This is a genomic window from Micromonospora sp. NBC_00330 (assembly GCF_036136635.1).
GTDB classification, from domain to species: domain Bacteria; phylum Actinomycetota; class Actinomycetes; order Mycobacteriales; family Micromonosporaceae; genus Micromonospora; species Micromonospora salmantinae.
Genome location: NZ_CP108012.1, coordinates 4,928,256 through 4,941,346, shown reverse-complemented (window position 1 = coordinate 4,941,346; position 13,091 = coordinate 4,928,256). Strand labels below are relative to the sequence as shown.

Genomic DNA, 13,091 nt, shown 5'->3' with positions numbered 1-13,091 from the left:
GATCGGATCAGGGGCGACCCATGCCCCGGTACTCCCAGCCCGCCTGGGCCCACAGTGCCGAGTCGAGGCAGTTGCGGCCGTCGACGACCTTGCGACCCTTGACCAGGTCGCCGAGAACGACCGGGTCGGCGTTGCGGAAGTCGGCCCACTCGGTGAGGACGCAGACCAGGTCGGCGTCGCTGACCGCCTCGTTGATGCTGCTCTCGTAGGTCAACTCGGGGACCGCGCGGCGGGCGTTCTCGGTGCCCTGCGGGTCGTACACGTGCACGTCGGCGCCGGCCTTGTGCAGCAGCGCGGCGACGGCGAGCGCCGGGGCGTCGCGGACGTCGTCGGTGTTGGGCTTGAAGGTGGCGCCGAGCACGGCGATCCGGGTGCCGGAGAAGTCCGGGCCGGCCGGGCCGGAGCGGCGGCCGAGCAGGTCCGCGGCGAGCTGGAGCACCCGGGTACGCCGGCGCAGGTTGATCAGGTCGACCTCGTGGAGGAAACGCAGCGCCTCGCCGGCGCCCAGCTCCTGGGCGCGGGCCTGGAAGGCCCGGATGTCCTTGGGCAGGCAGGCGCCTCCGAAGCCGAGGCCGGCCTGGAGGAACCGGTTGCCGATCCGCGGGTCGTAGCCGATCGCGCGGGCCAACTGGGTGACGTCGCCACCGGAGGCCTCGCAGACCTCGGCCATCGCGTTGATGAAGGAGATCTTGGTGGCCAGGAAGGCGTTCGCGGCGACCTTGACCAGCTCGGCGGTGGAGAAGTCGGTGACCACCAGGGGCACCTCGCGGTCCTCCGTGGCGGCCAGGTCGAACACGCCCTTGTGCGCGGCGTAGAGCATGCCGTTGGCCCACTCGCTCTTGACGCCGACCACGATCCGGTTGGGCCGCAGGACGTCGTCGACGGCGAAGCCCTCCTGGAGGAACTCGGGGCTCCACGCGACCTCGACGTCCAGGTTGTTCGGGGTGTGCTTGCCGACGAGCTGCTCGACCCACTCGGCGGTGCCGACCGGCACGGTGGACTTGCCGACGATCAACGCCTTGCGGGTCAGGTGCTGCGCGAGGCTGGTGACCGACGCCTCGACGTACGACAGGTCGGCGCCCATGCCGTCGGCCCGCTGGGGGGTGCCGACGCAGATGAAGTGCACGTCACCGAAGTCGGCGGTCTCGGCGATGTCGGTGCTGAACCGGAGGCGGCCGGCGGCGAGGTTGCGCCGGAGCAGCTCGTCCAGGCCGGGCTCGTGGATCGGCACCTGACCGGCGTTCAGCATCGCGATCTTGTCGGCGTCGACGTCGAACCCGAGAACCTCGTAGCCCAGTTCGGCGTAGCAGATGGCGTACGTCGCACCGAGGTAACCAGTCCCAAGGAACGTCACCCGCGGCCGGGGTGCGCCCGAGGGCGGGGTCACCGCGGCGATGGCGGGGGTCGGCTGGATGGTGGGGTAGGGGATCGTCACGCCTGTCTTCTCCGCTCGCGCTGGCGTCGCGTCGCCGCGTCGCATTCTGCTGCGGCGCCTGGGCGGGGCACCGGAGGGTGGCTCACTGTCTCAATCTCCATCATCGCTGAGCGCGTTAGGTGCACCGTCCTGCCCATACCTACGCGCCGGTAACATCACCTGAACTGCAGTCGCTAGTCTTCAGTCTGCGCGGTCGGCGGTCAGGAGTCGTCACAGACTGCGCATGATAGTGGTGAAGGGGAGGGCCGAGATGGCCGCAGGGGAGTCGTTCGACGTCTACCGGTTGCCCGAGGAGCACCAGGCGATCCGGGAAGCCGTGCGAGAGGTCTGCGCCGCGAAGGTGGCTCCGCACGCCGCGGAGGCCGACGAGATGGGGGAGTTCCCCAAGGCGTCCTACGACGCGCTGCGAGCGGCCGACTTCCACGCCCCGCACATTCCCGAGGAGTACGGCGGCGCGGGCGCGGACGCGCTGGCCACCGCCATCGTCATCGAGGAGGTGGCACGCGCCTGCGCGTCCTCCTCGCTGATCCCGGCGGTGAACAAACTCGGCACCATGCCGCTGTTGTTGTCCGGTTCCGCCGATCTCAAGACTCGTTACCTGACGCCGGTCGCGGCCGGTGACGCGATGTTCTCGTACTGCCTCTCCGAGCCAGAGGCGGGCAGCGACGCGGCGTCCATGACCACCAGGGCGGTACGTGACGGGGATCACTGGGTGCTCAACGGTGTGAAGCGCTGGATCACCAACGCCGGGGTGTCCGAGTTCTACACCGTCTTCGCCGTCACCGACCCGTCCGCCCGGTCCCGGGGCATCTCGGCCTTCGTGGTCGAGAAGTCCGATGCCGGGGTGAGCTTCGGCGCGCCGGAGAAGAAGCTCGGCATCAAGGGCTCGCCCACCCGCGAGGTCTACCTCGACAACGTGCGGATCCCGGCCGACCGGATGATCGGCGCGGAGGGCACCGGCTTCGCGACCGCGATGAAGACCCTGGACCACACCCGGGTCACCATCGCCGCGCAGGCCGTCGGGATCGCGCAGGGCGCGCTCGACTACGCGAAGGGGTACGTGGCCGAGCGTCGCCAGTTCGGCAAGGCGGTCGCCGAGTTCCAGGGGATCCAGTTCATGCTGGCCGACATGGGCATGAAGCTCGAGGCGGCCCGGCAGCTCACGTACGCGGCTGCCGGAAAGTCGGAGCGTGGCGACGCCGATCTCACCTACTTCGGCGCGGCGGCGAAGTGCTTCGCCTCCGACGCCGCCATGGAGATCACCACCGACGCTGTGCAGTTGCTCGGTGGCTACGGCTACACGCGGGACTACCCGGTCGAGCGGATGATGCGGGACGCCAAGATCACTCAGATCTACGAGGGCACCAACCAGGTCCAGCGGATCGTCATGGCTCGGCAACTGCTGGCCGACGTCTAGGTTCCGATCCTTCCGAGCGGCCGGCGCGGCGCGGCGGTCGTACCACGGTCAGGGCGTCCCGGGTCAGCCGGGACGCCCTCCCTGGCCTCCCCGACGACCGGTCGGTGTGCGGTGAAGGGACCTATGGCACTGGTACGTGGGCCTACGGTCCCTGTCCCCGGCATGGTCGGATGGCGTTGGGTTGGCGTGACGCGGGGAGTCACGATGACGACCAGACCGATCATCGTCGGCTACGACGGGTTCCGGGGTGCCCGCACCGCACGCAGGTTGACCCAGAGGATGAGAACGATGAATCAGGACACCGGTAGGCGACAGAGTGCGACCGCCCTCGCGAGTGCCGCAGCGGCCGCCGGGTACGCACCCTCGGTGCACAACACCCAGCCGTGGCGGTGGCGGATCGTCGCCAACGGGCTCGAACTGTTCGCTGAACGCAGCAGGCAACTGAACGCGACCGATGCCCCGGGGCAGCTCCTACTGGTCAGCTGCGGAGCCGCGTTGGACCATGCCCGGGTCGCCCTCGCTGCGGAGGGCTGGACCGCCGAGGTCGAGCGGCTACCCGACGGCACGCAGCCTGATCTTCTGGCCCGGCTGAGGCTGACCGGCAGGACGCCGGTTACAGCCGAGGCAGTTCGCCTGGCGCAGACGATGCGGTTCCGGCACACCGACCGCCGACCCGTCAGCGATGAGCCACTGCCGGCGGACGCGCTGCGAGCCATCAAGGACGCGGTGTCGCCCGAAGCGCGAATCCACACCCTGTCGTCGGACCAGATCCTCGAACTGGCAGCTGCGGCTTCCAGGGCCGCCGCCGTCGAGGCCGCCGAACCCGAGATCCGGGAAGAAATCGAGTATTGGACCGGACGGGCCCGACCTGCGGGTACCGGCTTGCCGGCCGACGTGCTTCCCGAGCGGGAGCAGCAGACCACAGTCCCCGGACGCGACTTCGGTAGAGCGGGAACGCTGCCGATCGGCCCAGGACATGATCGAGTGGCCGTCTACGCCGTGCTGTACGGCGACGAGGACGATCCGTGCGACTGGCTACGCGCTGGCGAGGCACTGTCGGCCGGCTGGCTACGGGCCACCGAACTCGGCGTGTCCGTCGTACCCCTCAGCGGTGTCATCGAGGTGGCGAGCACGCGACAGACTCTGCGGGCTCTGTTGGCCGGTCTCGGCCACCCGTACCTGGTGCTTCGGCTCGGGATCGCCGACTCGGAACACGCCGGCCCGCCATACACCCCACGGTTGCCGGTCGCACAGATCGTTGACACGTCCGGCGCGTGAGTCCCGCCCAGGCTGTGATTTGGAGTAGACGCCTCCGGTCGGCACTCACCTGGACCAGCTCCCGTCCTCCAACCCTTCCGGAGCGCGCCGGCCGGCCCGCCCGGTGACAATGGGTCGGCCTGACAACGTCAGGGGTTTCAGGAAGCGCTCGGCCACCCGGATCCGCCCGCTGCGACCTGACGAGGGCCGGCTCCGCCAAGGCGGAGCCGGCCCTCGTGCACGGCGACCTACGTGAGCCAGGGCAGCTTCTTGACCAGGGGAGTGGTGGCCCACCAGCCGCCGAGGCCGAGGGTCGTGCCAGCTCCAGCGGCGGCGATTCCGATGAGCAGCACAGCCAGGATGAGATGGTCGTCGATGACGGGATTCGTCGTGGGGGGCAGGACGACGGTGTACATCATGGTGAGCATCAGCGCCCCGGCGCCAGCGGCGATCCGCATCCCGATTCCCAGCAGCAGGGCGACGCCGACGGCGGCCAGACCAACCATGAACGCCGTGTCGGCGAACGCGGTACCGGCCAGGTTGTGGTAAGCGCCAGCGAAAGGCCCTTCCGCTCCGGCGAGGAACCCCTTCGTGGGGTGGCCGCCGTCGATCCAGCCCTTACCGGCCGGGGTTGCGTAGCCCAGGCCGAACAGCTTGTCCACGAACGCCCAGAGGAAGATGAATCCCATCCCGATCCGGGCGGCGAACCAGGCGTACCTGGCCACTGCCCGGGCGGTGGCGCCGCCACCGGTGGTCCGTGCCGCCTCCGTCCCCGACGCGATGTGGGGGGTCCTGTCGTGACGCGGGGGGACGATGGTGGTCATTGCATCCTCCAGGTTCGCCGCCAGCTCGGTCGTCCGGCGCTCAACTACAGTTCACGGCATTCCGGGTGGTGCCAGTAGGACCACTGGGCATCGATGCCGCAGGACCAAATCCCTTGCTCGCCGGGACCTCGGTCCCGCTCGGAGGAGAAGGCACTCGTGCCGGCGCGGCCCACGGTCAGGCGAACTCGATCATCTCGTCGACGTCCCGGCGCGGGGACGGCCTACCTGACTGTCCGTAGCCGATCCGCATGACCATCTGAGGCGTGCCGTACTTGCCGAGCGCCAGTCGCAGTTGCTCGCGGGCCCGGGGGACCTCGATGGGTTGGGACAGCATCGAGACGGCGAGGCGGCTGTCGGTGGCGGTGAGGAGCACTCGTTGCAGTGCCTGGCCAGCGGCGATCTGGTCGGTGGCGCTGTCGCCGTACGAACCGAGCACAGCGACGAGTGGTTCGGGTTCGAAGTTCCGGCCGGGCGCGCGAGCGCGTACCCCGAAAGCCCGTTGGGGAAGCAGGTCCTGTGGTTCCGGGACCGGGCCGCCCGCCTCGATCGGGACACCGTCACCGGCGGGTGATTCCCGGACCCACCGCGTCAGCTCAGCCTGGTAGTCGGAGTCGCGTTCCAGAAACCGGTTGGCGCTGTGAGCGATTTCGGCGACCGCCTGGACCGCGCCAGCTCCGATGACCATCTCCAGCCATGCGCCCTCGGCGCGGGCGGCCTCGATCAGACGCCACCGGGCGTCCGCCGGGACCGGGTTGGGCGAGAACGGCCTGCGGTTGCTGTGCCGTCGGAAGATGGCGGCGTACAGGTCCCGCTCGGCGGGTGTGGCGGGCCGTGGGCGGCCGGGGACCAGCCGGGCCATGGCATCCAGGTCATGTGGGCACGGGCGGAGGTGGACGTCCGGCGGTGTGCCGGTGACCGCAAGCGCCAGGCGTAGGTTGAACACGGCGGCACCACAACCGAGCCGTGCCGCCCAGCGGGTGGGGTCGCTGGCCGGCAGTAGCCGGTCCGGATCGATCCGCACCTCGATCCCACCGGCGGAGAGCCGGAACCGCCAGGGCTGGCTGTTGTGCAGTGACGGTGCGCGAATTGCCGCGGACACCGCAGGACGCAGCTCGGCAGGGGTGAACGCGGTGCTGATCATGGTGACACATCCTCGGAGTCGCGGAGTCGCGGAGTCGCAGGTCAGCCAGGTCAGGTTCTGGTCTGAGCCCTGCCCCCACGATCGCCTCGGCCCAGGCCGGGCCGGCAGGGCCGGACGTCCCAAGGGGCCGGGCCCCAGTCCCTGTACGTCCGTGCGCAACGGGACCTTCGGCCCTGTGTCCGCCGGAGCGGCACCGGTAGAAAAGGGAGATGATCCGTGTCTTCCTCCTCGACGACCACGAGGTCGTACGCCGTGGTCTGGCCGACCTGCTCCACTCCGCCGGCGACATCGAAGTGGTGGGTGAGTCGGGGTCGGCACGGGAAGCCACCGCGCGCATCCCCGCCCTGAGGCCGGACGTGGCTATCCTCGACGCCCGGTTGCCCGACGGCAGTGGCATCGACGTGTGTCGAGACGTTCGGACTGTGGACTCGTCGATCCGAGGTTTGATTCTCACCTCCTACGAGGACGACGAGGCGCTGTTCGCGGCGATCATGGCGGGTGCCGACGGATATGTGCTCAAGCAGATCCGCGGCACCGACCTCGTCGACGGGGTCCGCCGGGTGGCCGCGGGCCAGTCGTTGCTCGACCCGGCCGTGACCCAGCGGGTGTTGGAGCGCATCCGCAACGGCGTCGAGCAGCCGCGCGAGCTGGAGATGTTGACCGAGCAGGAGCGCCGGATCCTGGGGTACGTAGCCGAAGGGCTGACCAACCGCGAGATTGCCGGAAAGATGTTCCTCGCCGAGAAGACCGTCAAGAACTACGTGTCGAGCCTGCTGGCAAAGCTGGGGCTGGAACGGCGTACTCAGGCTGCGGTGTTGGCCACCCGGCTGCTCCGTCAGCACCCGTGAACCTCACTCGCCCAGCGGAACGCTCCAGCACAGGCGCGTGCCGCGCGGTTGGGCTGGTTGCACCGCGAAATCACCACCCAGGCCCAGGGCGCGCTCGCGCAGGTTGACCAGGCCGCTGCGGGCAGCGTCGGGGCTCGTGCCCACCCCGTCGTCGTCGACCGTGAGGGTGAGCCGTGGCCCGTCGACCTGGACCAGCACCCTGACCTGGCTGGCGCGCGCGTGCCGGATCGTGTTCGACAGCGCTTCCCGCAGCACCGCGAGGAGGTCGGGACGTACGGCGTCCGGCACCGCGCTGTCGATCGGCCCGGACATCTCCAGCGCCGGCCGGAACCTGAGCGACCTGGCGGCGTCGTCAACCGCATCGCGGATCTCGGTCCGCAGGACGGCACTCATGGGAGTCCGTAGTTCGAAGATGGCCCGCCGGATGTCCCGGATCGTGGAGTCGAGCTCGTCGACTGCCGCGTTGACCCGTTGGCCGACCTCGGGCCGGGCGATCAGCGGTGCGGTGCTCTGTAACTGCAACCCGGTGGCGAACAGTCGCTGGATCACCACATCGTGCAGGTCACGGGCGATCCGCTCACGGTCCTCGAGGACGACGAGGAGTTCCCGCTCCTCCTGCGCACGGGCGCGCTCCATCGCCAGCGCCGCCTGCGCGGCAAAGCTGGCCAGCAGTGGCACGTCGTCGTCACTCTGCCGCACCCGACCGGCCGGGTATGCCACGACCAACACGCCGTACAGGGTCTCGCCCGCCGACAGCGGGGACACCACCGCCGGCCCTTCGGTGACCGGAGCGGGCCAGGGCGCAGCCTTGGCCAGGCTCTCGATGGCTGTGTGTCGTCGGCCCGTCACCGAAGCGGCGAAGGTGGTCTCGGCGGCCGGCAGGACCGCACCAACCAGCGGGGGAGCGGTTCCCTCGGTCGAGTCGACGACCTCGATGGTGAACTGTCCAGCCTCCTCGTCGTAGAGCAGGACCAGAACCAGTTCGGCATCTGCGACCTCGCGAGCGTGGCGGGCGACGAGGCCCAGCGCGTCCGTGCGGCGGACCTCACCCAGCAACACGGTCGTGATCTCGGCGGTGGCCGCCAACCACCGCTCGCGACGGTGGGCGACGGCGTACAGCCGAGCGTTCTCGATCGCGACGCCGGCAGCGGCAGCCAACGCGACGGCGATCTCTTCGTCATCCTCGGTGAACTCGACCGCGCCCCGCTTCTCCGCCAGGTAGAGGTTGCCGAAGACCTGATCCCGGATGCGGATCGGAACGCCGAGGAAGCTGTGCATCGGGGGATGATTCGCCGGAAAACCGTAGGACTGTGGATGCTTGGTAATGTCCGGCATTCGTACCGGACGGGGGTCGGCGATCAGCAGGCCCAGCACACCCCGGCCATGCGGTAGGTCGCCAATCCGGGCATGTGACTCGGCGTCGATACCGTGCGTGATGAACTCCGTCAGAAGCCGGTCCGGGCCGATCACACCCAGCGCGCCGTAGCGGGCGCCGAGCAGCTCACACGCGGCTTCGACGATGCGTCGCAACGTGCTGCGCAGATCGAGATCGGAGCCGATCGCCACCACCGCGTCGAGCAGAGCACGTAGTCGCTCACGACTGGTGACCACCTCACCGACCCGATCGAGCATCTCCTGCAGCAACTCGTCCAGACGCACCCGGGACAGCGGGCTCAGCCCCAACAGAGGGACGTCCCGCTGGTCGTCGTCGGACCTGCGGTGCCCGTCATCAGCAAAGTGCGACGCATCCATTCCCTGATGCTACGAGCAGCCAACGGAATCGATGTGCCGCGCCATCCGGGATTCCCGTCTCCTCGCCGGCCGGCCCAAGCGGTCGATGGTCCGCGCTCTGCCGACCACCGACGGATCCGTCACCGGTCGGGGGCCGTCTCGCTCACCGGTCGCACGGGGCAACCGCGCAGCGCGTACGCCAGGAGACCGGTCACGGCCAGGACCATGGCGCAGACGGTGGCGGCGGTGGTCCCGGCGGGTTGGATCAACCAGCCGGCGAGCTGCATCTTCAGATCCTGGCTGGGCCCCATCATCGGCAGCACCGCGATGAGGGTCCAGGTCAGCGGGGCGGTCCAGGCCACTGCGGCACCCAGCACCGTGGCGCCGAGCGCGGTGAGGCCGAGCAGCCCCGCGGTGTTGCGCAGCATGAGGGCGAACGGTTCGTAGCGCGTGTCGGTGATCATGCTGAGGGACAGCAGCGCGGTAATCGCGGTGGCGGCGAGCAGCAGGTGCCCGGCGCGGCGTACCGGCCAGTTGACGGCCATGGTGTGGTCGAGGGCACCGTCGGCGCCGCTGAGGGTGGTGCCGACCGCGACCACCGCCAGCATGATGGCGAGGCTGGCCGTCCGGGCGCTGATGGTCGTCGAGTCGGTGTAGGCCAGCGACAGCGCCCAGGTCAGCGCGATCAACGAGGTCGCTGTGGTCAGGGCGACGGGCACCCGGCGGGAGCGCAGGTGCAGCCGGAGCCACCTCACTGCTGATCCCCCGGCAGGATCGCCACCAGCTCGTCGTCCCGGCAGGCCAGTACGCCCTCGCGTACCGCTGCCATCCGACGTCGTTGCTCGGCCTCCGGCAGGCTCACCAGCGCCTGGTACGCGCTGTTCAGCAGCGCCATCTCCTCGGGTGCCCATCCGGTCTGCGGGGCCGGTGGTCGACCGGTCAGCCAGGCGGCGGCGACCATCCGGGCCCGGTACACGTCGCCACGAACCGACTGGTCGCCGCACTCCTGCTGCCAGGCGGCCTCCAGCAGCGACGGCAGGAAGTAGTCGCCGGACAGGTCGGCGCGGCCGACCCGGTTGATGGTGGGGGTGTCGAAGACGATCGTGTCGGCGGAGTGCCGGGCCGGCGCGGTGTCCGGGTCCAGCCGCGCCCAGTAGGTGACCTGTTGGGTCTCCACCGCCCGGACCGGTGCGTCGGGCAGCTTCGCCGCCATCATGTCGAGCGCCTGGCGGGCGGGGCCGACGACGGCGGGCAGCAGCCCGGCGTGTGCCCGCGTTACGCAGACCTGCGGGCCGTCGTTGTCGCAGACCAGCTCGATGGCGACCGGGTCGACGACCGCCGCCCCGCGGGCGCCGCCGACGGGCAGGAGCGGTAGGGCGACCGCGACGCCGAGCAGCGCCGGGAGCACGGCGAACGCGATCGCGCGACGACGGACCGCGCCGAGCAGCAGCAGGCCGGTCGCGGCGAGGGACACCAGCCACAGCGCCTGGAGCAGGCTGACCCGCGTGGCGATCGTCTGGAAGTCGTCCAGGCCGGTGATCGCCGGCACGAGCAGCACCGCCGCCGGTTCCGGGCGGAACTGCGTGACGTCCGTGCTCATGGCGGGCGACATGGCCAGTTCCGGCACCAACCCCACCAGGACGAACCCGACCACGGCGAGGACCGGCGCGGTGATCACCCGGGGCACGGCCCGGCCGGCGGCCATGCCCAGCCACCCCGCGGCGATCAGCGCCGGAACGCCGACCGCGAGGACGACGATCGTCGCGCTCGGGAAGTAGTTCGACGTCGGCACCACCCATCCGGCGGCGACGAGAAACACCAGGAGGTACGCGGTCACCACCGAGACCGCGAGAGCGCCGGCGGTCGGGACGACGCGCTGCCACCGGGGCCGGACCGTGCTGGCGAACAACTCGTTGACCCGGTGGCGGGCGTCGCGCCGGCCCATCCACGCCCCACCGGCCAGCGCGAGCGGCAGCAGCACCATCAGCAGCGACCGGGCCATCACCGCCAGCTGCATCCACCGCCCCGCGAAGAACTGGGTGGACGACAGCAGCAATGCCGCGCCGCTCACCAGTATCAACAGGGCGGTGCCCAGCGCCGCCGAGCGGCGCAGTTCGATGCGGAGAATGCGTCCCGTCATGCCGACACCCGCCCCCGGTAGGCGCGCAGCACCGACGAGTAGCCACGTTCGGTGGCGCTGTCACCGGCGTCGCCGGCCGCACCCTGTTCGATCAGCTGCCCGGTGGTGCCCTGCCACACCAACCGGCCCTCACTGATCAGCACCACGTCGGAGCAGGCCACCGCGACGTCCTCGACCAGGTGGGTGGAGACGAGTACGCAACTGTCCAGGCCGATCTCCCGCAGCAGCTCGCGGAAGTCGAGGCGCTGTTCCGGGTCCAGGCCGACAGTCGGCTCGTCGAGCAGCAGCACCGCCGGGTCGTTGACGATCGCCTGGGCGATGCCGGCGCGGCGCAGCATCCCGCCGGACAGCGTCTTCATCCGGGAGTCGGCGCGGTCCGCCAGACCCACCCGTTCGACGGCCCGCTGCACCGCGCCAGGGATGACCGCCTTCGGCATCTCCTTGAGCCAGGCGATGTACTCGACGAACTCCCGGACCGTGAAGCGCGGGTAGAAGCCGAAGTGCTGCGGCAGGTAGCCCAGGCCACGGCGTACCTGGCGGAGGTCGGCGTTACCGGTGACCTCGCCGCCGAGCACCGTCAGCCGCCCACCGGCCGGCTTCACCACTGTGGCCAGGGCTCGCATCAACGTCGTCTTTCCGGCACCGTTCGGGCCGAGCAGCCCGTGCACACCGGTGCCCAACCTCAGGTCGAGCTCGTTGACCGCGAGGTGTCGGCCGGCCCGGACCTGCAACTTCTCGGCGTGCACCGCCCACGCGTAGGTGGGCGGGGCGGTCTCGGCCACGCTGACCGTACGCATCATGATCTCTCCATTCGGCAGTGGCTCGATGTCGTCATCGGTGCAGAGGGTTCTGGTGCGGTTCGTGCGGCCGTCGCCACGCTCGAACGAGGACGACGGCCGTCGACGCCACAGTGGCGAGCGCCCACCCCGGCAGGCTGCGGCCGGTGAGGATCGTCGGAAGGTGCCCGTCGGCGAGGCTCGGCCCGACCACACCGGCGGACCAGGCGACGGTCAACGCGAGTGCGGCGCGGTCGACCCCCACCACGGTGCCCAGCGCCAACGCGCCGGCGGTGAACCCCAGGGCGGGCAGCAACCAGAGGCCGGGGGAGTGCCCGGTGACGAGGCCCGCCACCGCCAGCACCGGTATGACCGCCGACAGCACCCCCAACGTGCGGCGCATCAGCAGCGGCAGGCCGGTGCGGGGCATGGTGGCAGTCAGTTCCCAGGCCGGGTCGAGGCGCCGGCTCCAGACCGCGGCGACCGGCAGCAGCGGCGCCACCGGCGCGATCAGCAGCACCAGCGACGGCAGACTGTTGAACGTCCACTCGAACAGGGCCGCGGCCAGCATCAACCCGGTGGCGGTGGCCAGCCAGGGCAGCACCCGGGCGGCGACCCCGGTACGCAGCAGCCGGCGGCGGCGTACCGGAGGCGGGCCGGTGGCGATTCCGGTGGCGATCCCGTCGGCCACCCGGTCCAGCAGGTCCCGGGTGCCCGGGTCGACGGCGTCCGTGAGCACCGCTCGGCAGCCGGCGCAGGTCTCCAGGTGCGCCTCGACCGCCCAGATGGTCGTGTCGTCGACGCCGGCAGCACCGGAGGCGTACTGGGAGATGACTGTGGGCGTCGGGTGAGTGGTCATGACAGCGCCTCCCGGAGGGCGATTCGGGCCCGCCGGGCCCTTGTCTTCACGGTCCCCTCCGGCATGCCGAGCAGCAGAGCGGTCTCCCGCGCGGTCAACCCGTCGAGGACCATCGAACGCAGCACCTGACGGAGTTCCGGCGGTAGCTCGTGCAGGGCACGCTCCAGGTTGGCGTCCATCCCGCCGGCCAGCGCCTCGTCCTCGGCCGCCGGTGCCACTGCCTCGAAGGTCTGCACCGACGGGACCCGTTCCCGTCGGGCGCGGTGGCGGAACGCGTCGATCAGCCGGTGCGCGGCGATCGTCCACAACCAGCCCACCGCGCTGCCGGAGGTGGAGGACTGCGCCTGGCTGCCGGCCGACCGCCAGACCGCCAGGTACGTCTCCTGCAACACCTCGGCCACCACGTCCTCGTCGGCGCAGCGCCGGCGCAGTCGCGCTGTCAACCACGGGGCGGTGCGCCGGTACAGCGCGTCGAACGCGCGCCGGTCGCCCCGGGCGACGCGGCGAAGAAGTTCGCCCTCGTCGAGCCCGTCCAGACTTCGTTTCACACCAGGCAAGACGACGCGTACCCCGGCCCCGGTTCTGATTCTGCTGTGACCCCTGTCACATTGGACCCGGCGGGCGTGGCGGGGGTGACTCCCCACACACCGGGAACGTCAACCG

The 13,091-nt window shown here is 70.5% G+C and carries 12 protein-coding genes; 3 read left to right on the top strand and 9 right to left on the bottom strand.

Annotated features, from left to right (window positions below):
- Nucleotides 1-7 precede the first annotated feature (7 nt).
- Nucleotides 8-1,435 (bottom strand): UDP-glucose dehydrogenase family protein, encoded by a 1,428-nt coding sequence (locus OG598_RS22275; RefSeq protein WP_328650915.1) that lies wholly within the window; start codon nucleotides 1,433-1,435, stop codon nucleotides 8-10.
- Between the two features lie 250 nt (nucleotides 1,436-1,685).
- On the opposite strand from OG598_RS22275, the gene OG598_RS22270 reads away from it, so the two are divergent.
- Complete coding sequence (locus OG598_RS22270) at nucleotides 1,686-2,852, top strand: acyl-CoA dehydrogenase family protein (RefSeq protein ID WP_328650914.1); 1,167 nt, start codon at nucleotides 1,686-1,688, stop codon at nucleotides 2,850-2,852.
- Between the two features lie 288 nt (nucleotides 2,853-3,140).
- Nucleotides 3,141-4,130 (top strand): Acg family FMN-binding oxidoreductase, encoded by a 990-nt coding sequence (locus tag OG598_RS22265; RefSeq protein WP_328655405.1) that lies wholly within the window; start codon nucleotides 3,141-3,143, stop codon nucleotides 4,128-4,130.
- Between the two features lie 227 nt (nucleotides 4,131-4,357).
- Here OG598_RS22265 and OG598_RS22260 read toward each other — a convergent pair whose 3' ends face one another.
- A complete protein-coding gene (locus OG598_RS22260) occupies nucleotides 4,358-4,933 on the bottom strand; it encodes a hypothetical protein (RefSeq protein WP_328650913.1) in 576 nt (191 codons plus the stop codon).
- Between the two features lie 175 nt (nucleotides 4,934-5,108).
- Nucleotides 5,109-6,074: an Acg family FMN-binding oxidoreductase gene (locus OG598_RS22255; RefSeq protein WP_442931345.1), complete on the bottom strand. Its 966-nt coding sequence runs from the start codon at nucleotides 6,072-6,074 to the stop codon at nucleotides 5,109-5,111.
- 209 nt (nucleotides 6,075-6,283) lie between these two features.
- Between OG598_RS22255 and OG598_RS22250 the strand changes: the two genes are divergently transcribed.
- A complete protein-coding gene (locus tag OG598_RS22250) occupies nucleotides 6,284-6,922 on the top strand; it encodes a response regulator transcription factor (RefSeq protein ID WP_328650912.1) in 639 nt (212 codons plus the stop codon).
- A gap of 3 nt (nucleotides 6,923-6,925) precedes the next feature.
- On the opposite strand, the gene OG598_RS22245 is transcribed toward OG598_RS22250, so the two are convergent.
- From OG598_RS22245 to OG598_RS22220, 6 genes are all read right to left on the bottom strand, one after another.
- Nucleotides 6,926-8,554: a GAF domain-containing sensor histidine kinase gene (locus tag OG598_RS22245; RefSeq protein WP_328655403.1), complete on the bottom strand. Its 1,629-nt coding sequence runs from the start codon at nucleotides 8,552-8,554 to the stop codon at nucleotides 6,926-6,928.
- A 239-nt stretch (nucleotides 8,555-8,793) separates the two neighbouring features.
- On the bottom strand, nucleotides 8,794-9,408 hold the full coding sequence (locus tag OG598_RS22240; protein WP_328650911.1) for a hypothetical protein: 615 nt from the start codon (nucleotides 9,406-9,408) through the stop codon (nucleotides 8,794-8,796).
- The gene (locus tag OG598_RS22235; RefSeq protein WP_328650910.1) at nucleotides 9,405-10,793 is read right to left on the bottom strand and encodes a hypothetical protein; all 1,389 of its coding nucleotides are present in this window, start codon (nucleotides 10,791-10,793) and stop codon (nucleotides 9,405-9,407) included. Before OG598_RS22235 ends, OG598_RS22240 begins: the two co-directional genes overlap by 4 nt.
- Nucleotides 10,790-11,590, bottom strand: coding sequence for an ABC transporter ATP-binding protein (locus OG598_RS22230; protein ID WP_328655402.1), 801 nt, complete (start codon nucleotides 11,588-11,590; stop codon nucleotides 10,790-10,792). Before OG598_RS22230 ends, OG598_RS22235 begins: the two co-directional genes overlap by 4 nt.
- A gap of 34 nt (nucleotides 11,591-11,624) precedes the next feature.
- Entirely contained in the window at nucleotides 11,625-12,428 is an 804-nt protein-coding gene (locus tag OG598_RS22225) for a zf-HC2 domain-containing protein (RefSeq protein WP_328650909.1), read from the bottom strand.
- Nucleotides 12,425-12,976, bottom strand: coding sequence for an RNA polymerase sigma factor (locus OG598_RS22220; RefSeq protein ID WP_328650908.1), 552 nt, complete (start codon nucleotides 12,974-12,976; stop codon nucleotides 12,425-12,427). Before OG598_RS22220 ends, OG598_RS22225 begins: the two co-directional genes overlap by 4 nt.
- Between the last annotated feature and the right edge of the window lie 115 nt (nucleotides 12,977-13,091).

Coding starts and splice junctions, on each gene's coding strand:
- OG598_RS22270 (WP_328650914.1), top strand. CDS start 1,686: ATGGCCGCAGGGGAGTCGTTCGACGTCTACCGGTTGCCCGAGGAGCAC.
- OG598_RS22265 (WP_328655405.1), top strand. CDS start 3,141: ATGAATCAGGACACCGGTAGGCGACAGAGTGCGACCGCCCTCGCGAGT.
- OG598_RS22260 (WP_328650913.1), bottom strand. CDS start 4,933: ATGACCACCATCGTCCCCCCGCGTCACGACAGGACCCCCCACATCGCG.
- OG598_RS22255 (WP_442931345.1), bottom strand. CDS start 6,074: ATGATCAGCACCGCGTTCACCCCTGCCGAGCTGCGTCCTGCGGTGTCC.
- OG598_RS22250 (WP_328650912.1), top strand. CDS start 6,284: ATGATCCGTGTCTTCCTCCTCGACGACCACGAGGTCGTACGCCGTGGT.
- OG598_RS22245 (WP_328655403.1), bottom strand. CDS start 8,554: ATGCTCGATCGGGTCGGTGAGGTGGTCACCAGTCGTGAGCGACTACGT.
- OG598_RS22235 (WP_328650910.1), bottom strand. CDS start 10,793: ATGACGGGACGCATTCTCCGCATCGAACTGCGCCGCTCGGCGGCGCTG.
- OG598_RS22230 (WP_328655402.1), bottom strand. CDS start 11,590: ATGCGTACGGTCAGCGTGGCCGAGACCGCCCCGCCCACCTACGCGTGG.
- OG598_RS22225 (WP_328650909.1), bottom strand. CDS start 12,428: ATGACCACTCACCCGACGCCCACAGTCATCTCCCAGTACGCCTCCGGT.